The organism is Brooklawnia propionicigenes (assembly GCF_030297015.1).
Taxonomy (GTDB): domain Bacteria; phylum Actinomycetota; class Actinomycetes; order Propionibacteriales; family Propionibacteriaceae; genus Brooklawnia; species Brooklawnia propionicigenes.
Genome location: NZ_AP028056.1, coordinates 3,157,703 through 3,177,594, shown reverse-complemented (window position 1 = coordinate 3,177,594; position 19,892 = coordinate 3,157,703). Strand labels below are relative to the sequence as shown.

Here is a 19,892-nt window from a genome sequence, read left to right as displayed (position 1 = left end):
CCATGTTGCCGCTCGATATCGCCCCCGGCCCCGCTCCGAGTACAGGCCTGACTGTGCCCGTGCTGCTCATTGCCCTGGTGATCGCGGTGCTGCTGTTCGCCGCCTTGGCGGTGTACTACCGCAAGCGTCCGCGTGCCTGAACCTGCCCGCAATCCGCTCGTCCTTCCCGGGGCGGCGCTGCTCGCTGCAGCCGTCGTGCTGACTGCTGTTGCCATCAGCCAGCCGTTCGCCGTCAACGTCATCGGCGTCATGGTGCTCGGCAGCGCACATGTCTTGTGTGCCCTGCGCTACCTGGCAGGGCGCATCAGTGATGCTGTCACGGAGACGACCGGCTGGCTGCTGGTGGTGATCGTCGCGACCATGGCGCTGGTTCGCGTCGTGACCGCGCTCAGTCCCGGCCTGGGGCACCGGCTCGAACTGGGCGGCAGCATGGCCATCCTCGCAACTGCGCTTTGGATCGGCCTGACAGGGCGTCTGCGCTATCTGGTGATCGTGCCCGTTGCTGTCATCGGTATCGCGGCATTCCTCGAACTGCCCTGGTATTGGCACCTGCTCACTCATGCGCACAACCTCGTCCCGTTGATCTTCCTGTGGGACTGGGCACGCCGCCGCCGTCCGGGATCGGGCCTGGCGTTCACCGCGATCAACCTCAGCTGGGCGCTGGTCGTCCCGGCCGTGATCCTGGCCGGTGTGGTCGACCCGCTCATCAACGCTGTGCCGCCGCCGTTCATCACCACCCTCGCCGATCCCGCATTCGTGCTGGCCAGCGCCGCCCAGCCGCACTCCAACCCCGAAATGGCCGTGCGCTTCCTGGTGGTCTTCAGCTATCTGCAGGCCATGCACTATGTGATCTGGATGGTCTTCTTCCAGATCGCCGGACGGTCCGAGATTTCCCGGCTGGCGAGCCGCTTCCCGATCGCGCGCGGGCGATGGTTCTGGCTGCTCGCGGTCGCGGTGTCGCTGCTGATCTGGCTGGTGTACGCGGTCGGCTACTACGACGGGCGCGCTGTCTACGGCATTGTGGGCGCGGCCAATGTCTATCTCGAGCAGCCGATAGCAGTCTGGCTGCTGCTCACCGTGCTACCGGCGGGGGCCACCAGCGGGCTGATCCACCGGCTGGGTCAGGCTCAGTGAGACTCAGTGAGCGCAGGCCGTGATGGCCAGATCGCGCAGCTGGTTGACCATGGCGTCGGGATCGCCCGCCCGGTAGACCGCGGTGCCTGCCACGAAGACGTCCGCGCCGGCCTCGGCGGCCCGGCCGATGGTGTCCACTGACACTCCCCCGTCGACCTGGATCCAGATCTCCTGGCCGGTCTTGCGGACCAGTTCGCGGGTGCGGCGGATCTTGGGTAGCACCGAGTCGAGGAAGCTCTGGCCGCCGAAGCCCGGTTCGACGGTCATCAGCAAGATCATGTCGAATTCGGTGATGATGTCGGCGTAGGGCTCGATCGGGGTGGTCGGTTTGAGCGCCATGGCTGCGCGCGATCCGAGCCTGCGCAACTCGCGGGCCAACCGGATCGGTGCCTTCGCGGCCTCGGCGTGGAAGGTGACCGACTCGCAGCCCAGTTCGGCATACTGCGGTGCCCAGGTGTCGGCGTCCTCGATCATCAGATGCACATCGATCGGAGTCGCGGTGTGCTTCTTGAGCGACTCGACCACCGGCAGCCCGAGAGTGAGATTCGGGACGAAGTGGTTGTCCATCACGTCGAAGTGGATCATGTCGGAGCTGGGTACCCTGGCGACCTCATTGGCGATGTCAGCCAGATCGGCGTTCAGGATGCTGGGAGTGATTCTCATGGCCACCCGCGCAGTCTATCGGAGCACTCCGGTTCGCTGCTGGCTGTCTATTCGCCGGCGGTGTCGCCGGTGCGGCGCAGCAGGGCGCAGAACATCGCGTCGGTGCCGTGGATATGCGGCCACAGCTGGATGAAGCGGTCGTCCAGTCGGCTGGCCGCTCTGGGCACCTCGGGTAGCAAGGCGGGGGCATCCAGCACCTCGACGCCGCTGGCCCGGGCAACCACCTCGACGGTCTCGGCGCGGTGTGGTGAACAGGTCACGTAGGCGACGATTCCCCCCGTCATGGTGGACGCGATCGCCTGATCGAGCAGCTCGCGTTGCAGCCGCGCCAACTCGCCCACCTGCTCCGGCTCTCGGCGCCAGCGCGATTCCGGGCGTCTGCGCAACGCTCCCAGGCCGGTGCAGGGCACGTCGGCCAGCGTCAGCGCCATCGATCCGGCAGCCCAGGCGGGTTCGCGTCCGTCGGCGATGATCACCTGATAGCCGCCCGGATAGGCTCGCAGCGCCCGCGCGACAAGCTCGGCGCGGTGAGCCTGGGGTTCGGCAGCGACCAGCAGACTCGGGCACAGTCCGCGCAGCAGGGCCGACTTGCCGCCCGGCCCCGCACACATGTCGAGCCACGGCCCGGCTGGACGCGGCGTCACGGCGGTCGCCGCCTGGATCACCAGCTGGCTGCCCTCGTCCTGCACCCCCGCCCGGCCCTGCCGGATCGCCGGCAGTTCGCCGGGATTTCCGGGCCGTTCCACACCCCACAGCGACCAGCGGGCCCGGCGCGCGCCGTCGGTCATCAGCTCCCTGCGTTTGGCCAGGCCCGGACGCACCACCAGCATCGGCACCGGCGGTTCGTTGTCGGCCTTCAGGAGGCTGACGAGTTCGTCGTCGTCACCCAAGGCATCGGCGAGCGCGTCCACGATCCACAGCGGGTGTCCGTAGCGCAGTGCCAGTTCGGCGCGGGGGCTCAGGTCGTCGCTGAGCAGGTCGCACCACTGATCGAAGGTCTTCGCGGACAGCTTGCGGACGACGGCGTTGACCAGGCCGGTGACCCGCTCGGAGATCGCGACCCCGGCGAGATCGACGCTGGATGCCACCGCGGCATGCTGCGGTACCCGCATCCGGAACAACTGATGGCAGGCCAGCCGCAGCACGTCGACCACGGCCGACTGCAGGCTCGACAGTGGGCGTCCGGCTGCAGCCTCGATGATGGTGTCGTAGCTGCCCTGCAGGCGGCAGGTGCCGTGCACCAGTTCGATGACGAATCCGGCGTCGCGGGGGTACAGGCCGGCGGTCAGGTCTGCGGTGACCAGGTTGGCGTAGGCGCCGTCGGCGTTGACCGCGCGCAGCGCGTCGAAAGCGATCAGCCGGGGCTCGTCGATCTGACGCCGCCGGGGCCTGCCGGAGTGGTGCTCAGCCATCGAAGCGCACCCCGGAGACGCCGTCGTGCTGGCCGCGCGCCCAGTCGGCGCCGGCCATCGGTTTGCGTCCGGCGGCCGCCACCTGGATCAGTTGCATGTCGCCGTCCCCGGTGCCCACCCACAGGTGGCGGCGATCGGCGGCCAGTTCGCCGGGAGCCAGTCGGGGCTCTGCGCGTTGCGCCGGGGTCGCGGTGAACACCTTGAATCGTTCGCCGTGCAGCAGCGTCCAGGCACCCGGGTCCGGGCTAACCGCGCGCACCAGCCGGTCGATTTCAGCGGCCGGGCGGGTCCAGTCGATCTGAGCATCGGCAGGCCGGATCTTCGCCGCGGTCGTGATGCCGCTGGTGGGCTGGGGAACCGGCTGGATGCCGGCGCCGGCATCGGCGATGGCACCGGCCAGCACCGGAGCGCCGAGTTCGGCCAGCCGGGCCAGCAGTGCGCCGCTCGACTCCCCCGGTTCGACCGGCACCTCGAGGGTGCGGTAGACGGGCCCGGCATCGAGGGGCTTCGTGATCCGGAAGGCCGTCACGCCGCTCACCGCGTCGCCCGCCCAGATGGCCCGCTGCACCGGGGCGGCACCGCGCCACCGCGGCAGCAAGGAGAAATGCAGGTTGATCCAGCCGCCGGGCACCGCGTCCAGCAACGCCTGCGGCAAGAGCATGCCGAAGGCCACCACCGCCGCGACATCGGCATCCAGGCCGCGCACCTGGGCGACCAGTTCGTCATCGGCCTTCGACGGCTTCAGCACTGGCAGGCCGAGTTGGTCGGCGAGGCTCGCCACCGGGGAGGCCGTGAGTTTCTTGCCGCGTCCCGCGGGTGCATCGGGACGCGTCAGCACCGCCACGATCTCGTGACCCTGTTCGACCAGGGCGCGCAGGCTGGGCAGTGCCGTCTCGGGAGTCCCGGCGAAGATGATTCTCACCCGCCCAAGCCTAGCGAGGCTACAGCTGTGCGGGATCGACCCTCACCCGCAGCGCCCCGGCCATCTTGCGGGCCGATCGCACCGCCAGCGCTGCCTTCACCTTGGCGGTCAGCTCCGCCCCCGAGGCCAAGGGCGCCCGCAACGACAGTCGCCACAGCGTCTCCTCCTGCCCGATCGCGGGCGGCTGGTTCAGCTCGACTGGTCCGAGCAGATCGGCGCCGCAATCGGGCCCCAAGAGTTCCACGAGTTCGTTCAGTGCCCCCGACGGCCCGGTCACGGTGATGAAACGCACCGCGGGTGGATATCGCGCCTCGGCCCGGTCGGCGAGCTCGCGTTCGGCGTGCCGGGCGGCGTCCAATCTCACCAGCGCCTGAATCGGGCTCACCTGGGCGGGCCCGACCACGCACACTGTGCCGCCGTCGGTGCCCGGACGCACCAGGGCGACCGCATTCAGCCAGCGCCGCAGGGCCTCCTCTGCGGCGCGCAGATCCGGGCGCTCCAGCAGTCGGCTGGCGTCCAGCAGCACCGCGGCCGCATAGCCGTGCGAGGCCGGTGGTTCGGCCCCGGGAGTGGCCACGACCAGGGCGGGCTGCTGTCCGATCTCGTCGATCACCCGGTCGCCCGAACTTTCCCGCACCACGATTCCGGGAAAGGCCCGGCCCAGTTCTTCCGCGGTGCGCTGGGAACCGATCACCGGCGCCCGCAGTTCCCGGGATCCGCAGACCGGGCAGCGCCAGTCGGTGATGATGCGCCCGCACCAGGCGCAGTCGAGGCGTCGTCGGTTGCCGTCGCGGTGCAGCTGCACCGGGCCCTGGCAGACCGGGCAGCGCACCGGGCTGCGGCACTGCTGGCAGGCCAGCACCGGCAGGTAGCCGGCTCGTGGCACCTGAATCAGGACGGGTCCGGCTGCCAGTCCGGCGCGAATCGTCTCGAAGACCAGCCGGGGCAGCCGGGTGCGACTGCCCTGCGGGTCGCGCTGCAGCGCGAGGTCGGAATCGGCGGCGGCCCGCACCGCGGCGCAGCCGTGCCGTATCTGGGCCGCGGTCAGCTCGATCGGGTGCAGCCAGCCCCGCTCGCACCAGGCCTGGATCTCCGCGGTGCGACCGTGGCCGGCCAGCAGCAGCGCGGACTGTTCGCTGCCTGCCCGCAGCGCCACCACGTCGCGGGCGTGCGGATAGGGGGCGTGCGGCTCGGCATGCAGATCGTCGCCGTCGTCCCACAGGCAGATCAGTCCGAGGTCGGATACCGGCGCGTAGACGGCAGGACGAGTGCCGATGACGACCTTGGCCTGGCCGCGGATGATCGCAAGATAGTTGCGGTACCGGGCGGCGGTGCCCAGGTCGGAATGCAGTTCGGCGATCGCGCCCAGCCCGATGACCGCGCCCAGCCCGTCGCGGACCTTGACCAGATCGCGGTGATCGGGCACCACGATGATGACGCCGCGCCCGGAGCGCAAGGTGGCGACGGTGGCCTGAATGAACCCGCGGCTCCAGTCGTCCACACCGGCGGCATCCGCGACGAATCTGGGACTGACCTGCCAGTAGCTGCGCAGTGGCTGGCCGTTCGACAGCCCGGTCAAGAAGGTGTCGCCGTCGGGATAGCCGATCAGACCGCCCGGGGGCATCTCGTCGGTGACCGGCAGTGGCCAGCTCACCTGGTCGGCGTTCTCGGTGCCGGCGTGCCGTGGCGGGACGGCGAGCCGGACCACGTCGGCGAAGGTGCCGGCATAGTGATCGGCGACCGCCCGGATCAGCTCCACCTGAGCAGGGCTGAGGACAGGGGTGGGCGAGACGACCTTGGACAGCGCGGCCAGCTTGGTGGTGATCTCAGTGCGATCGGTGACCTCCACGACATAGCCGTCGCGCAGCCTGCCGGCAAACCGCACCCGCACCCGCACGCCGGGCCGCACATCGGCGGTCTGGGACTCGGTGATCGAGTAGTCGAACAGACGGTCCAGATGCGGAAGCGGGATGTCCACCGCAACCCGGGCGATCATCGACGGTGTCCTTTCCGCTCGGCATACCGGACGACCGGGGCAACGTTGTGGTCAGGCTACCCGCGGTGAATCGCGCTGCTCAACAGCTCAGCCGCGGACGCGACGAGCCAGCTCGTCGGCCCGGTCGGTGCGCTCCCAGGTGATGTCGGGAAGCTCGCGTCCGAAATGGCCGTAGCACGACACCTGGCTGTAGATCGGCCGGCGCAGGTCGAGCGCCTCAACGATCGCCGCCGGCCGCAGGTCGAAGACCTCACGCACCGCGTCGGCGAGTTGGGCGTCGGGAACCTGCCCGGTACCGAAGGTGTCGATGTACAGGCTGGTCGGGTGGGCGGCGCCGATCGCGTAGCTGACCTGCGCCTCGCAACGCGTCGCCAGTCCGGCGGCGACGATATTCTTCGCCACCCAGCGCATCGCATAGCTGGCCGAGCGGTCGACCTTGCTCGGGTCCTTGCCGCTGAACGCACCGCCACCGTGGCGGGCCATGCCGCCGTAGGTGTCGACGATGATCTTGCGTCCGGTCAGTCCGGCATCACCGGCAGGACCGCCGATGACGAAGCGTCCGGTGGGGTTGATCAGCACGCGCGGCGGGGCCGCGTCGAAACCGTAAGACTCCAGTACCGGCGCGATGACTTCGCGGCGCAGGTCCGGATCCAGGCGTCCCGCCACGTCGATGTCCGCACGATGCTGCGCGGACACCACCACGGTGTCGACGGCTGACGGCCTGCCGGAGTCGTCGTAAGAGACGGTGATCTGCGTCTTGCCGTCGGGCCGCAAGTAGTCCAGCGTCTGGTCGCGGCGCACCTGGGTGAGCCGTTCGGCCATCCGATGGGCCATCTGGATCGGCAGGGGCATGAGTTCGGGGGTTTCGTCACAGGCGAAGCCGAACATCAGGCCCTGGTCACCGGCGCCCTGCAGGTCGAAATCGTCGACCGCCTGGCCGTGCCGCGACTCCCAGGAACCGGCGACGCCTTGCGCGATATCGGGCGACTGGTTGTTCAGCGTGACCATGACGCCGCACGAGCCGCCGTCGATGCCCTTCGAAGCCGAGTCGAAGCCGATCGTCAACAGCCGATCCCGGGCCAACTGCTGGATGTCGACGTACGACTCGGTGGTCGCCTCACCGGTGACGATGACCACACCATTGGCGACGACGGTCTCCACGGCGGTATGCGCCCCCGGATCGTCGGCCAGCATCGCGTCCAGCACGGAATCGGAGATGGCGTCGGCGACCTTGTCGGGATGACCCTCGGTAACAGATTCAGAGGTGAACTGCCTGCCCATGAATCAGGCCGGATCGATGTCGCCGAACGGGTCCGACAGTGAGAAGTCCGGATCGTTCAGTGCCTCGGCACGGGCGGCAGCCTCGGCCTCGGGATCGATCTGGGTGTACTGCAGCTGACCGGCCTGCACTTCGCGCAGCGCGATCGACAGTGGCTTCTCCTGCGGCAGGGTCTCGACCAGCGGGCCGACCGACTCGAGCAGGCCTTCTCCCAGCTGGGCGTAGTAGGCGTTGATCTGACGGGCGCGCTTGGCGGCGAACAGCACCAGTCGGTACTTGGAGTCCACCGACTCGAGCAGGTCGTCGACCGGCGGATTGGTGATGCCCTCAGGAATGTGTGTGCTCAAGATAAGTCCTCGCAGAAGCTGACGCTAGAAATCACAGACCTATGAACTTTACCAGCTCATCGACCGTATTATCCACTGTGACGTTGGCGATGACGCGATCGAACTCATTCTCGGCGGCAAGTTCTTGGCGTGCGGTCTCCAGACGGCGGTTCATCTCTTCCTCGGACTCGGTGCCGCGGCCGCGCAGCCGGCGGACCAGTTCGTCCCAACTGGGCGGCGCGATGAAGATCTGTTTGGCCTCCGGCATCGTCCGGCGAACCTGCCGGGCGCCCTGCAGGTCGATCTCGAGGATCGTCGGCACTCCCTCGGCGAGTCTGTTCGCCACAGCCTTGCGGGGCGTTCCGTAGCGGTGAACCCCGTGGACGCGAGCCCATTCGAGCAGTCCATCGTCCGCTACCAGGTCGTCGAAGACGGCATCGTCCACGAACAGATAATGGACCCCGTTGATCTCACCCGGGCGTGGCGGTCGCGTCGTCACCGAGACCGAAACGAAGACCCGCGGATGGCGTTTTTTTAGAGCCGCCACAACGGTGCCCTTGCCAACTGCGGTCGGTCCACTGATGACGTACGCGCCCGCCGCCTCGCTCATGGTGTCAGTTGAACTCCGACTTGAGACCGGCCACCTGATGCCGGCCGAGACCCCGCACTCGCCGATTGGCCGCGATGTCATACTTCTCCATGATCTCTGCAGCGCGCTTCTCCCCGATCCGGGGGACGGCCTTGAGCAGGTCTGCTACCCGGATATGAGCGAGGACATCGTCCTTGGCGCACTCATCAAGGGCGTCGGCCAAAGTCTTGGAACCGTCGCGCACTGCGTTCTTCAGCGCAGCGCGTGCCCTGCGGGATTCGGTAGCTGCGGCCCTGGCAGCCTGCAACTGCTCGGGAGACAGTGTTGGAATTGCCACGTCGAATTTCTCCGTTTCATCTCTCGCACACCGAGGCCGGGACATCTGGCGTCCCTGTTTTCGGCATACGTGGACAATATAGAATATCAGCGGGAGTTTGGGTACCCGCCCAGCCGCTCGACCACCGACCTGAGCGATTCACGCTGCGGGCCGGCCTTCATCACTTCCCGGGACGCGCTCGGCAGTACGTTCGCTGCGGCTACGCCGAATAATGAGTCCAGATCGTCGATCCTACCTCCCTGGGTGCCAATACCGGGGACGAGGATCGACCCGGAGAAGCCCTCCAGGTCAAGATCAAGTTTGTCGAGTGTGCCGCCGATAACCAAACCGACTGCGTGTTGCCCGGACGCCTCGTTGGCTGCCTTGGCGGCGTCGACCATCTGCTGAGCCACGCTGCGGCCGTCGCGCACCGCCAGTTGGACGTCGCCGCCCTCCGGATTGCTGGTGCGGCACAGCACGTACAGACCGCGGCCGGTCTGATGGGCCAGTTCCACGGCCGGGCCGAGGGATCCGAAGCCGAGGAAGGGGCTGATGGTGATCGCGTCCGCCGTCAGGTCGGTTTGGCCGGACAGGTAGGCCCGAGAGTAGGCAGCCATCGTCGAACCGATGTCGCCCCGCTTGACATCCAGGATCGACAGGGCGCCAGCCTGAGCGATATCGGCCAGTACTCGGGCCAGCACCTGCATGCCGGGGGCACCGAAGCACTCGAAGAAGGCGGCCTGCGGCTTGAACACCGCCACCTGGTCGCCAATCGCTTCGACCAGGCCGCGGGAGACCCGCTCCAGGCCGACGAGGTCGTAGTCGTAGCCCCAGGCACGCACCAGCGGTTCGTGCGGGTCCACGCCGACGCACAGGTTGCCCCGCGCCGCGGTCAGTTCGACCAGCCGGGCGTGGTACGCAGCGGTCATCAGCGTGCCCTGTCGGGATAGGTCAAGGTGTTGATGCCTCGCACCAGCGCCAGACCGTTGTAGATGAATCCGGTGTAGATCTGGACGAGGCTCGCTCCCGCGTCGAAGAAGGCCTGCGCGTCGGCGGGGGTCATGATGCCGCCCACGCCCATGATCGGCAGGTCGGTCTGCGCGGCGACGGATTCGACCATCCGCAGTGCCTTGCGGGTCAGCGGGGCACCGGACAGTCCCCCGGCCTGGTTGGCCAGGTGCAGTTCGGAGGGATGCAGGTACTCGCGCGCGGTGGTGGTGTTGGTGGCGATCAGCCCGGAGATCCCGGTGTCCTGACAGGCAGCGATGAGCCCGCCCACATCGTACGGCGCCAGATCGGGCGCCAGCTTGACGAAGACCGGCAGCGAATCGGCCGGGTTGAGTTCGGCGGCGGTGCTCACCAGGGCGGTCGTCAGCTGAGTGAGCGCCTCCCGGTCCTGCAGGCTGCGCAGGCCCGGGGTATTGGGGCTGGAGACGTTGATCGCGACATAGTCCGCATACGGCGCGATCGTCCGCAGCGAATGCAGGTAGTCATCGACGGCGTCTTCGAGTGGGGTGGCCTTGGTCTTGCCGATCGACACGCCCACCGGATAATCGAGCGCATTGTTTCCGCGCCGCACGCCCCACTGGTCGAGCCGGGCCGCCAGCGCTTCGACGCCCGAGTTGTTGAAGCCCATCCGGTTGATGATCGCCCGGCTGTGCGGCATCCGGAACAGCCGCGGCTGCCGGTTGCCGGGCTGGGCGTGGGCGGTCACGGTTCCGAGTTCGGCGAAACCGAAGCCCAGCGCGCCCCAGGCGCGAGCCGCCAGGCCGTCCTTGTCGAGGCCGGCGGCCACACCCACGCGTCCGGGGAAGTCGACTCCGGCCACCGTCACCGGATCACGGCGGGTTCCCACGTACTCCTGAATCCGGTCGAGCACCGGGTCGGGAATCTCGCTCAGCAGCGTGATGACATGCTGATGGATCTCCTCGGGATCGCCGTTGGCCAGTGTGAACAGAACCGGGCGGGCCAGGCTCCGATAACCGGTGAGCAGCAGCCGGACAAGCAACTCGTCGCTGGTAATCATCGCCATTTCCCTTCGGTGGTCTACCTGGTCGTCAGTGTCTGCGGGCCTGCTGGATCTGCTTGGCCCAATCCTGCAACGAGCGGACGCCGATGTTGCCCTCGCGCACCGCCTCGATCCCCTGCACGGCCGCCTCCAGGCCCTGCACGGTCGTGATGGATGGAACCTGATGCAGCACCGCAGCCGTCCGGATCTCGTAGCCGTCCTTACGGGGCGAACCACCGGCTGTCTCACCGCTCGGGGTATTGAAGATCAGGTCGATCTTGCCGTCCAGGATCAAGCCGACGATCGTCGGCTCCCCGTTCGGCCCAGGACCCTGCGAGTACTTGCGTACCGCAGTGGCCTGTACCCCATGCAGCGACAGCATCGACGCTGTGCCCTCTGTGGCCAGGATAGTGAAGCCCAGATCGACGAGCTTCTTGATCGGGAAAATCACATTGCGTTTGTCGCGGTTGGCCACCGAGACGAAGACCGTGCCGGATTTCGGTAGCTGTCCGTAGGCCGCGGCCTGCGATTTGGCGAACGCCAGCCCGAAGTTGGAGCTGAGTCCCATCACCTCACCGGTGGAGCGCATTTCGGGGCCGAGCAGCGAGTCGACCGTGGCTCCCTCGATGGTGTGGAACCGGTTGAACGGCATCACCGCTTCCTTGATGGCGATGGGCATGCCATTCCAGGTATCGGCGCCGTCACCGGTCGCCCGCAGCATGCCCTGGGCGCGCAGCTCGGAGATCGTCGACCCGAGCATGATCATCGTTGCGGCCTTCGCCAGCTGGGTGTCGGTGGCCTTCGAGACGAACGGCACGGTGCGCGAGGCGCGCGGATTGGCTTCCAGGACGTAGAGCGTGTCCGCGGCCAGCGCGTACTGAATGTTGATCAGGCCCTGCACCCCTACGCCCCGGGCGATGGCCTCGGTCGAGGTGCGGATCTGGTCGATGACCGCGCTGCCCAGGGTGGCCGGCGGCAGCGAACAGGCCGAGTCGCCGGAATGGATGCCGGCTTCCTCGATGTGCTCCATGACGCCGCCGAGGTAGAGCTCGTGGCCGTCGTAGAGAGCGTCCACATCGATCTCGATGGCATCGTCGAGGAAACGGTCGACCAGCACCGGGGTCTCGGCGCTGATCAGTGTCGAGTTGTCGATGTAGGTGCGCAGCAGTTCTTCGGTATAGACGATCTCCATGCCTCGTCCGCCCAGCACGTAGCTGGGACGTACCAGCACCGGGTAGCCGATGTCGGCAGCGATCTCGCTGGCCTGCGCGAAGCTGGACGCCATGCCGTGCTTCGGCGAGGGCAGTTTCGCCTCGGCGAGGACCTGCCCGAAGGCGCCGCGTTCCTCGGCGAGGTCGATGGCCGACGGGCTGGTGCCGACGATCTTCACACCGGCCTGCTCCAGCGCTCGGGCCAGCTTCAGCGGCGTCTGGCCGCCCAGCTGGACGATGACCCCGGCCACCGGACCCAGTTTGAGCTCGGCGTGGTAGATCTCCAGCACATCCTCGAGAGTGAGCGGCTCGAAGTACAGCCGATCGGAGGTGTCGTAGTCGGTGGAGACTGTCTCCGGGTTGCAGTTGACCATGATGGACTCGTAGCCATTGGCCGACAGCACCATCGCAGCATGCACGCAGGAGTAGTCGAACTCGATGCCCTGCCCGATCCGGTTCGGGCCGCTGCCGAGGATCAGCACCGCCGGCCGGGTACGGGGTTCCAGCTCGGTTTCCTCGTCGTAGCTGGAGTAGTGGTAGGGCGTCCTGGCGGCGAACTCGGCCGCGCAGGTGTCGACGGTCTTGAAGACCGGGCGCACGCCGAGGATCCAGCGCAGCTCGCGGATCAGCTCGGGGCTCGTCCGGCGCAACTGGGCGATCTGGGCGTCGGACAGGCCCTGCCGCTTGGCGATGCGCAGCAGATCGGCGGTGAGCTCGTCTGCGGTGCGGATCTGCTCGGCGATCCGGTAGACGATGTCGAGCTGGTCGACGAACCAGGGATCGACACCGGTGGCGGCGCTGATCTGCTCGACGGACGCGCCGGCGCGCAGACCCTGCATCATCTCCTGGATGCGACCGTCATGTGGCTGGGCCATTTGGGTCAGCAGCTCGTCGGCGTCGCCGATCTCGCGGCCGAAGTCGAAAGGCGCCTTCGGGTCTTCCAGCGAGCGCAGGGCCTTGCCGAGCGCCTCGGTGAAATTGCGGCCGATGGCCATCGCCTCGCCGACCGACTTCATGTGCGTGGTCAAGGTGTCGTCGGCGTGCGGGAACTTCTCGAATGCGAAGCGCGGCACCTTCACCACGACGTAGTCGAGGGTCGGCTCGAACGATGCCGGAGTCTGCGTGGTGATGTCGTTGGGGATCTCGTCCAAGGTGTAACCGACCGCCACCTTCGCGGCGATCTTGGCGATCGGGAAGCCGGTCGCCTTGGAGGCCAGGGCGGAGCTGCGCGACACCCGGGGGTTCATCTCGATGACGATCATCCGGCCGTCGGCGGGATTGATCGCGAACTGGATATTGCAGCCGCCGGTGTCGACGCCGACGGCCCGGATGATCGCGATGCCGACATCGCGCATGTGCTGGTATTCCCGGTCGGTCAGGGTCATCGCGGGGGCCACGGTGATCGAATCACCGGTGTGCACGCCCATCGGATCGAAGTTCTCGATCGAACAGACCACCACGACGTTGTCGGAGCGGTCGCGCATGACCTCCAGCTCGAATTCCTTCCAGCCGAGGATCGACTCCTCGATCAGCACCTCGGTGACCGGGCTGGCGTCCAGGCCGATGCGGCCCATCCGTTCCAGCTCGCCGGCATCGTGCGCGAAACCCGAACCGACACCGCCCATGGTGTAGCTCGGACGCAACACCACCGGCAGGCCCAGCTCGTCGGCTGCGGCCCGGATCTCGTCCATGGTGTGACAGATCCGGCTGCGGGCCACCTCGGCCTTACCGCCGGCGAAGTCCGGCAGATTCTCGATGACCTGCTTGAACTCCTCACGGTTCTCACCGCGCTTGATCGCGGCCACCGAGGCCCCGATCAGTTCGACGCCGTAGCGCTCCAGGGCGCCCGACTCGTGCAGCGCGACCGCGGTGTTCAGGGCGGTCTGGCCACCCAGAGTCGCCAGCAGCGCGTCGGGGCGCTCAGCGGCGATGATCTTCTCCACGTACTCGGGAGTGATCGGTTCCAGGTAGGTGGCATCCGCGAACTCGGGATCGGTCATGATGGTCGCCGGGTTCGAATTGACCAGAATGACCCGGTAGCCCTCTTCCCGCAGCACCCGGCAGGCCTGGGTGCCGGAGTAGTCGAATTCGGCGGCCTGGCCGATGACGATCGGTCCCGAGCCGATCACCATGATCGAGCTGATGTCTGTGCGCCGAGGCATCAGTGAGCACCCTCCTTGTGCGCCGACATCAGATCGGCGAAGCGGTCGAACAGATATTCCGCATCATGCGGGCCTGCGGCGGCTTCGGGGTGGTACTGCACCGAGAAGGCCGTCAGTTTGCCGTCCCGGGTCACCTCCAAGCCCTCGACCACGTCGTCGTTCAGGCAGATATGGCTGACGTGCACGGTACCGAAGTCGGTCTCGATCTGCTCGTTGCGGGGAGCATCGACAGCGAAACCGTGGTTGTGCGAGGTGATGTCGATCCGGTTGGATCCCCGGTCGAGCACCGGCTGGTTGATACCACGGTGACCGTATTTCAGCTTGTAGGTACCGAATCCCAGGGCCCGGCCGAGTACCTGGTTGCCCAAGCAGATGCCGAAGACCGGCAGATCGGCGCGCATCGCCTGCTGCATCAGCTCGACCGCGTGGCCGGCGGTCGACGGGTCGCCAGGACCGTTACTGAAGAAGACCCCGTCGGGTGCGATCGCCGTGACATCGGCGAAGGTGGACGAAGCCGGCAGCACATGCACCTCGACGCCGCGCTCGGCCAGTTCGCGCGGAGTATTGGACTTGATACCCAGATCGACAGCGGCCACCGTGAACCGCTTCTCGCCCTGGGCCGGCACCACATAGGGTTCGGCACAGGTCACCATGGCGACCAGGTCGGCACCCTCCATGGCGGGCTGCTCGAGCACCTTGGCCAGCAAAGCGTCCGTGTCGGTGGACAGCGAGCTGATGCCCACCCGCATCGAGCCCCGCTCGCGAAGGTGACGTGTCAGCGCGCGGGTGTCGATACCGCTGATGCCGACGATCTGCTGGCTGACCAGCTCGGATTCGAGCGTACGGCTGGACCGCCAGTTGCTCGGCCTCGGCGAGGGGTCCCGCACCGCATAGCCGGCCACCCAGATGCGGCTCGACTCGTCGTCCTCGTCATTCCAGCCGGTGTTGCCGATGTGCGGCGCGGTCGCGATCACCACCTGGCGGTAATAACTGGGATCGGTCAACGTCTCTTGATAGCCCGACATTCCGGTGGCGAAGACCGCCTCACCGAAAGTCTCACCGATCGCCCCGAAAGCGTCCCCGCGGAAGACGCGTCCGTCCTCCAGCACCAGAATGGCTGGGCTACTGCTCACCATCGGCCTTCCTCCCCGGGCGGGTCTGTGCTGCCCTGCCCAGCAATCCGTTCAGGAATGCCACCGAATCGTCGGTGGACAGTTCATCGGCCAGTTCCAGCGCCTCGCTGATGGCCGCCCGAGCATCGATACCGGTGTAGTCGAGCTCGTAGATCGCCATCCGCGCCAGGCAGCGATCGATGCGGGGCATCCGATCGATCGGCCACTGGCTGGTCGTCAGCGTGGCGATGCGACGATCGATCTCGATGGCGTTGTCACGCACCCCCAAGACGATCTCGCGGGTGAATTCCCGCACCGTGATCTCCGGATCGCTCAGCCGTTCGGCCAGCGACACGGACGCGTCCTGACCCAGTAGGTCCGACTCGAACAGCACGTCGAGAGCAGCCTTGCGGGCCTTGGTGCGCGTCGAATGGTGGGCATCGGCCATGTCGACGGACGACACCTTGACCGCCCCGGGCACGGGCGGGTGTTCGCCCGCCGCCAGCGGAAGCGGCTGCTCGTCGGCGGGATGAGCCATCACGCGTTGACGCGGCCGAGGTATTCGCCGGACTCGGTGGAGACCTTCACCTTCTCGCCGGTGGTGATGAACAGCGGCACCTGGATCTGCTTACCGGTCTCCAAGGTGGCGGGTTTGGTGCCACCGGTGGAACGGTCACCCTGCAGACCGGGCTCGGTGTAGGTCACCTCGAGCTCGACGCTGGCCGGCAGATCGATGTACAGCGGGTTTCCGTCGTGGGTGGCGACCGTGATCGTCATCCCCTCGAGCAGGTAGTCCTTGGCGTCCCCGAAGACCTCGGCCGGGATGGTCAGCTGATCGTAGGTGGTGGTGTCCATGACCACATAGCCGGTGCCGTCCTCGTACAGGTACTGCATGTCGGAGCGGTCGACCTGAGCCATGTCGATCTTGGTGTCGGCCTGGAAGGTGCGGTCGACGGTCTTGCCGTTCACGATGTTCTTGATCTTGGTGCGCACCACGGTGTTGCCCTTGCCAGGCTTGTGATGCTGGAACCACAGGACCTGCCAGAGCTGGCCGTCCAAGTCGAGTACGGTGCCGTTCTTGATGTCGTTGGTGGTAGCCACGCTTGCCTTTCCGATCAGGGCGTTCACGAACCGCCGGAATCCTCCGGCGCAAACACATGGGCGGTCAACCCGCAATCGTTCATTGTAGCGCCACGCTGCCACGGGCACCGAATCACGGCTGTACGGCCGCCAGACAACTATCTCACTGTTCGGCCTGGGTACGCCGGATGTTCAGCTCCCGGGCCTTGGCGACCCGCCCTTCACGAGCGGCAATATAGGGCAACGCGAGCCGTCGCATCACTGCCGCGGTCTCCGGTGAATGGCCGCTGTCGGCCAGCTGGGTCGCCATCGCCTCGAGATCGCCGGACGACTTGTTCTGGCTCATCTTGGCCTTGCCGATGACGTCGTCGATGATGAACTCGATGCCCACGATCGCCGGCAGCATGCGCTCGATCGCCTCCAGCGGCCCGTTCTCCAGCTTCCAGGTCGGCTCGTGGCGCTCGGTCAGATCGTAGAGCGACTGCAGTTTCCACTCGTCGTCGTGGTGCACCACCAGGTGCCCGACCAGGTGGACGACCAGATAGTTCCAGGTGGGGACCGTCGGGGTGCGCTGGATACCGTCATGAACAGGGACGACCTCGGGACTGATATAGGCATCCGGACCGTGCACGACCCACAACGCGGCGCCCTCATCGTGCCACTGCAGGTTGCTGCGCGCCATATGGGTGGTCAACCGGCGCGCGCCACCATCGTCGGGCAGCAACGCATAGGGCAGCATCGTCACGTCGATGCCGCGCTCGCCGTGGGTGACCAGATCACCGACCCCGCGCGCGTCGATCTGGCGCAGCGCCTCGTCCGAGTTCATCGCAAACTGCTCAGCCACATACATCTTGGTGGTCTCTCCCGGTTCTTGGGTCGGCTGGACTACTGGTCGCGGCCCAGCTCGGCGTAGCACTCCTCGAGTATCGCTTCGCTGGGCGCGACGATCATCGCCGGATCGGACAGATTGCGTAGTCCGACGAAGCGCAGCGCCTGACCGCGAGTCTTCTTGTCACGGCCCATCAGTTCACGCAATTCGGCGAACGGCGCACGCTGGTAGCTGGTGGGCAATCCCAGCGCACCGATCAACTGGCGATGCACGGCGACGGCCTCGTCCGGAAGGCCGAGCACCCGGCGCGACAGCTGGGCGGCGAAGATCATGCCGAGCGCGACGGCTTCGCCGTGACGCATCCGGAAATGCTCCCAGGCCTCGATCGCGTGCCCCAGGGTGTGGCCGTAATTGAGCAGCTCACGACCGATCCGGCCGCCCACCGAGGTCGACTCGCGCAGATCCAGTGACACCACGTCGGCCTTGAACTGCACGGCCCGCCGGATCAGTTCGGCATGCCGGGCGCTGGTCACGTCCAGGGCACCGCTGGGTGAGGCTGCGATCAGTTCGCGGATTCGCTCGTCCCGGACGAAACCGGCCTTGACGACCTCGGCCAGCCCGGAGCGCACCTCGCGCTCGGGCAGGGTGCCGAGCAGATCCAGATCGGCGATCACCCCGTCGGGCTCATGGAAGGCGCCGACCAGGTTCTTGCCCTCGGGCAGATCGATACCGGTCTTGCCGCCGACCGAAGCGTCCACCATGGCGAGCACGGTGGTGGGCACGCTGACGTAGCTGACACCTCGCAGCCAGCTGGCCGCGACGAAGCCCGCCAGATCGGTGGTGGCTCCCCCGCCGACGCCGATGATCAGGTCGGAGCGGGTGAAGCCGGCTGCGGCCAGCGTGCGCCAGCAGCTGGTCGCGATCTCCGGTGTCTTGGCGGCCTCGCCTTCGGGAACGCCGATCGACAGCACCGACACGGTCGCCGAACCGGCGAGGCGGGCCACCTCCAAGGCGACCTCGGCCAGGGGTTCGGCGTAGATGACGGCCACCCGGGTGGCCTCACCGGTCAGCGAGGGCAGCTTCTGCAGCGCCCCGTTGTCGATCTCGACGGTGTAGGGGTGATCGGTGGCGAAACGTACGGTGCTCATCCAAGCTCCTGGCTGGTCAGTTGATCGACGATCTCGGCAGCGACCTGAGCGGGGGTGCGTCCGGCGGTGTCGACGACGATCGTTGCCACCTCCTCATAGTGCGGCGCCCGCTGACTGGCGAGTCGCTTCCAGTTGCCTGCCACATCGCCGGTGAGCAACGGACGGGTGGTGGACCCGCCGACACGGCGTACCGCCTCGTGCGCGGTGGTGCGCAACCAGACGACCCGATGCCCGGCCAGCGCGGCCCGCAGCTGGGCGTTGGTGACCGCTCCCCCACCCAGGGCGAGCACCCCGCCGGCCGCCAAGGCCGCCAAGGTGGCCTCCAGTTCCAAGCGCCGGAACGCCGGCTCGCCGAGTTCGGCGAAGATCTCGGTGATCGGCCGGTCTTGTTGGCGTTCGATGACGGTGTCCACATCACAGAAGCTCACGCCGAGCCTGCCGGCCAGCAACGCACCCACGGTGGACTTGCCGACCGCAGGTGGCCCGACCAGCACCACCGCGGGTGAGTCAGTCATGAATCGACAGTCCCCGCTCGGCGACCTGGCGCAGGTATCCACGGTAGTTACGACGGGTTTCGCCGAGCGAATCGCCACCGAACTTCTCCAGGCAGCATTCGGCGAGCACCAATGCCACCATGGCCTCGGCCACCACACCGGCGGCCGGCACCGCGCAGACGTCCGAGCGCTGGTGATCGGCGACCGCGGGCTCTCCGGTCCTGACGTCGATGGTGCGCAGCGCGCGCGGGACGGTGGCGATGGGTTTCATCGCGGCGCGCATCCGGACCAGCTCGCCGGTGGACATGCCGCCCTCGGTACCGCCCGACCGCTGCGAGAGTCGTTCGATGCCGTTGCCGCCGCGGACGATCTCGTCGTGGGCCTGGCTGCCGCGGATGCGGGCGAGCTCGAATCCGTCGCCGAGTTCGACGCCCTTGATCGCCTGGATGCCCATCAGGGCGCCGGCCAGTCTGGCGTCCAGCCGGCGGTCGCCCTGACTGTGACTGCCGAGTCCGGGCGGACAACCCCAGGCAATCACTTCGACCACCCCGCCCAGCGTGTCGCCGGCCTTCTGGCAGGCATCGATCTCGGCCTGCATGGCTGCGCTGGCATCGGGATCGAGGCAGCGCACCGGATCGGCATCGATCGCCGGAAGATCGGCCATGGTCGGGAAGCGGTCGCCGGTCGCGGCGATGCCGCCGAGCTCCACGACATGGCTGAGCACGGTGATCCCACAGGCCTGGGCAAGGAAATTCTGGGCGACCCGTCCGATCGCCACCCGGGCGGCGGTCTCCCGGGCGCTGGCTCGTTCCAGCACCGGACGCGACTCGGAGAAGTCGTATTTCTGCATGCCAGCCAGGTCGGCGTGGCCCGGACGCGGTCGGGTCAGCGGCGCATTGCGGGCCAGCTCGGCGAGCAGTATGGGATCGACCGGGTCGGGGGCCATCACCTGGTCCCACTTGGGCCATTCGGTGTTGCCGATCATGATCGCGATCGGCGAGCCCAGCGTCTTGCCGTGCCGCACACCGGTGAGGATGGTCAACTCGTCGGCCTCGAACCGCATCCGGGCGCCGCGGCCCGCACCCAGCCGACGCCTGGTGAGCGCTTCGGAGATGTCCTCGGAGGTGACCCCGACTCCGGCTGGTATGCCCTCGATCGTCGCAATCAGGGCGCGTCCATGTGATTCACCGGCAGTCAGGTATCGCAACATG

At 67.4% G+C, this 19,892-nt stretch carries 20 protein-coding genes; 2 read left to right on the top strand and 18 right to left on the bottom strand.

Annotation, left to right across the window (positions count from 1 at the left end):
- The first annotated feature begins 2 nt into the window (after positions 1-2).
- Positions 3-140 (top strand): hypothetical protein, encoded by a 138-nt coding sequence (locus QUE25_RS14555; RefSeq protein WP_286266264.1) that lies wholly within the window; start codon positions 3-5, stop codon positions 138-140.
- On the top strand, positions 133-1,134 hold the full coding sequence (locus tag QUE25_RS14550) for a hypothetical protein (protein ID WP_286266262.1): 1,002 nt from the start codon (positions 133-135) through the stop codon (positions 1,132-1,134). Before QUE25_RS14555 ends, QUE25_RS14550 begins: the two co-directional genes overlap by 8 nt.
- Before the next feature lie 3 nt (positions 1,135-1,137).
- On the opposite strand, the gene rpe is transcribed toward QUE25_RS14550, so the two are convergent.
- From rpe to aroC, 18 genes are all read right to left on the bottom strand, one after another.
- Positions 1,138-1,797: a ribulose-phosphate 3-epimerase gene (gene rpe, locus QUE25_RS14545; protein WP_286268599.1), complete on the bottom strand. Its 660-nt coding sequence runs from the start codon at positions 1,795-1,797 to the stop codon at positions 1,138-1,140.
- A gap of 47 nt (positions 1,798-1,844) precedes the next feature.
- Positions 1,845-3,209 (bottom strand): RsmB/NOP family class I SAM-dependent RNA methyltransferase, encoded by a 1,365-nt coding sequence (locus QUE25_RS14540; RefSeq protein ID WP_286266260.1) that lies wholly within the window; start codon positions 3,207-3,209, stop codon positions 1,845-1,847.
- Positions 3,202-4,131 carry a methionyl-tRNA formyltransferase gene (fmt, locus tag QUE25_RS14535; protein ID WP_286266258.1) on the bottom strand — a complete coding sequence of 310 codons (930 nt, stop codon included), beginning with the start codon at positions 4,129-4,131 and terminating at the stop codon, positions 3,202-3,204. The genes QUE25_RS14540 and fmt overlap by 8 nt, the downstream gene beginning before the upstream one ends.
- A 19-nt stretch (positions 4,132-4,150) precedes the next feature.
- Positions 4,151-6,127 (bottom strand): primosomal protein N', encoded by a 1,977-nt coding sequence (locus tag QUE25_RS14530; protein WP_286266256.1) that lies wholly within the window; start codon positions 6,125-6,127, stop codon positions 4,151-4,153.
- 87 nt (positions 6,128-6,214) lie between these two features.
- A complete protein-coding gene (metK, locus tag QUE25_RS14525; protein WP_286266254.1) occupies positions 6,215-7,408 on the bottom strand; it encodes a methionine adenosyltransferase in 1,194 nt (397 codons plus the stop codon).
- A 3-nt stretch (positions 7,409-7,411) separates the two neighbouring features.
- On the bottom strand, positions 7,412-7,753 hold the full coding sequence (gene rpoZ, locus QUE25_RS14520) for a DNA-directed RNA polymerase subunit omega (RefSeq protein WP_286266252.1): 342 nt from the start codon (positions 7,751-7,753) through the stop codon (positions 7,412-7,414).
- A gap of 31 nt (positions 7,754-7,784) precedes the next feature.
- Positions 7,785-8,342 (bottom strand): guanylate kinase, encoded by a 558-nt coding sequence (gene gmk / locus QUE25_RS14515; protein ID WP_286266250.1) that lies wholly within the window; start codon positions 8,340-8,342, stop codon positions 7,785-7,787.
- Positions 8,343-8,346: 4 nt separating this feature from the next.
- Positions 8,347-8,703, bottom strand: a complete 357-nt coding sequence (gene mihF, locus QUE25_RS14510; protein ID WP_286266249.1) for an integration host factor, actinobacterial type — start codon at positions 8,701-8,703, stop codon at positions 8,347-8,349.
- Positions 8,704-8,744: 41 nt separating this feature from the next.
- The gene (pyrF, locus tag QUE25_RS14505; RefSeq protein WP_286266247.1) at positions 8,745-9,566 is read right to left on the bottom strand and encodes an orotidine-5'-phosphate decarboxylase; all 822 of its coding nucleotides are present in this window, start codon (positions 9,564-9,566) and stop codon (positions 8,745-8,747) included.
- Positions 9,566-10,663: a quinone-dependent dihydroorotate dehydrogenase gene (locus QUE25_RS14500; RefSeq protein ID WP_286266244.1), complete on the bottom strand. Its 1,098-nt coding sequence runs from the start codon at positions 10,661-10,663 to the stop codon at positions 9,566-9,568. The genes pyrF and QUE25_RS14500 overlap by 1 nt, the downstream gene beginning before the upstream one ends.
- 31 nt (positions 10,664-10,694) lie before the next feature.
- On the bottom strand, positions 10,695-14,018 hold the full coding sequence (gene carB, locus QUE25_RS14495) for a carbamoyl-phosphate synthase large subunit (RefSeq protein WP_286266243.1): 3,324 nt from the start codon (positions 14,016-14,018) through the stop codon (positions 10,695-10,697).
- Positions 14,018-15,154, bottom strand: coding sequence for a glutamine-hydrolyzing carbamoyl-phosphate synthase small subunit (carA, locus tag QUE25_RS14490; RefSeq protein ID WP_425332722.1), 1,137 nt, complete (start codon positions 15,152-15,154; stop codon positions 14,018-14,020). The genes carB and carA overlap by 1 nt, the downstream gene beginning before the upstream one ends.
- Entirely contained in the window at positions 15,141-15,668 is a 528-nt protein-coding gene (nusB, locus tag QUE25_RS14485; protein WP_286268596.1) for a transcription antitermination factor NusB, read from the bottom strand. Before nusB ends, carA begins: the two co-directional genes overlap by 14 nt.
- Positions 15,668-16,231 (bottom strand): elongation factor P, encoded by a 564-nt coding sequence (gene efp / locus QUE25_RS14480; RefSeq protein ID WP_286268594.1) that lies wholly within the window; start codon positions 16,229-16,231, stop codon positions 15,668-15,670. The genes nusB and efp overlap by 1 nt, the downstream gene beginning before the upstream one ends.
- Positions 16,232-16,373: 142 nt before the next feature.
- The gene (locus QUE25_RS14475) at positions 16,374-17,054 is read right to left on the bottom strand and encodes an FMN-binding negative transcriptional regulator (RefSeq protein WP_286266239.1); all 681 of its coding nucleotides are present in this window, start codon (positions 17,052-17,054) and stop codon (positions 16,374-16,376) included.
- Between the two features lie 41 nt (positions 17,055-17,095).
- Positions 17,096-18,187, bottom strand: a complete 1,092-nt coding sequence (gene aroB, locus QUE25_RS14470) for a 3-dehydroquinate synthase (RefSeq protein WP_286266237.1) — start codon at positions 18,185-18,187, stop codon at positions 17,096-17,098.
- The gene (locus QUE25_RS14465; RefSeq protein WP_286266235.1) at positions 18,184-18,702 is read right to left on the bottom strand and encodes a shikimate kinase; all 519 of its coding nucleotides are present in this window, start codon (positions 18,700-18,702) and stop codon (positions 18,184-18,186) included. The genes aroB and QUE25_RS14465 overlap by 4 nt, the downstream gene beginning before the upstream one ends.
- Positions 18,695-19,891 (bottom strand): chorismate synthase, encoded by a 1,197-nt coding sequence (aroC, locus tag QUE25_RS14460; RefSeq protein ID WP_286266233.1) that lies wholly within the window; start codon positions 19,889-19,891, stop codon positions 18,695-18,697. The genes QUE25_RS14465 and aroC overlap by 8 nt, the downstream gene beginning before the upstream one ends.
- Position 19,892: the final 1 nt, after the last annotated feature.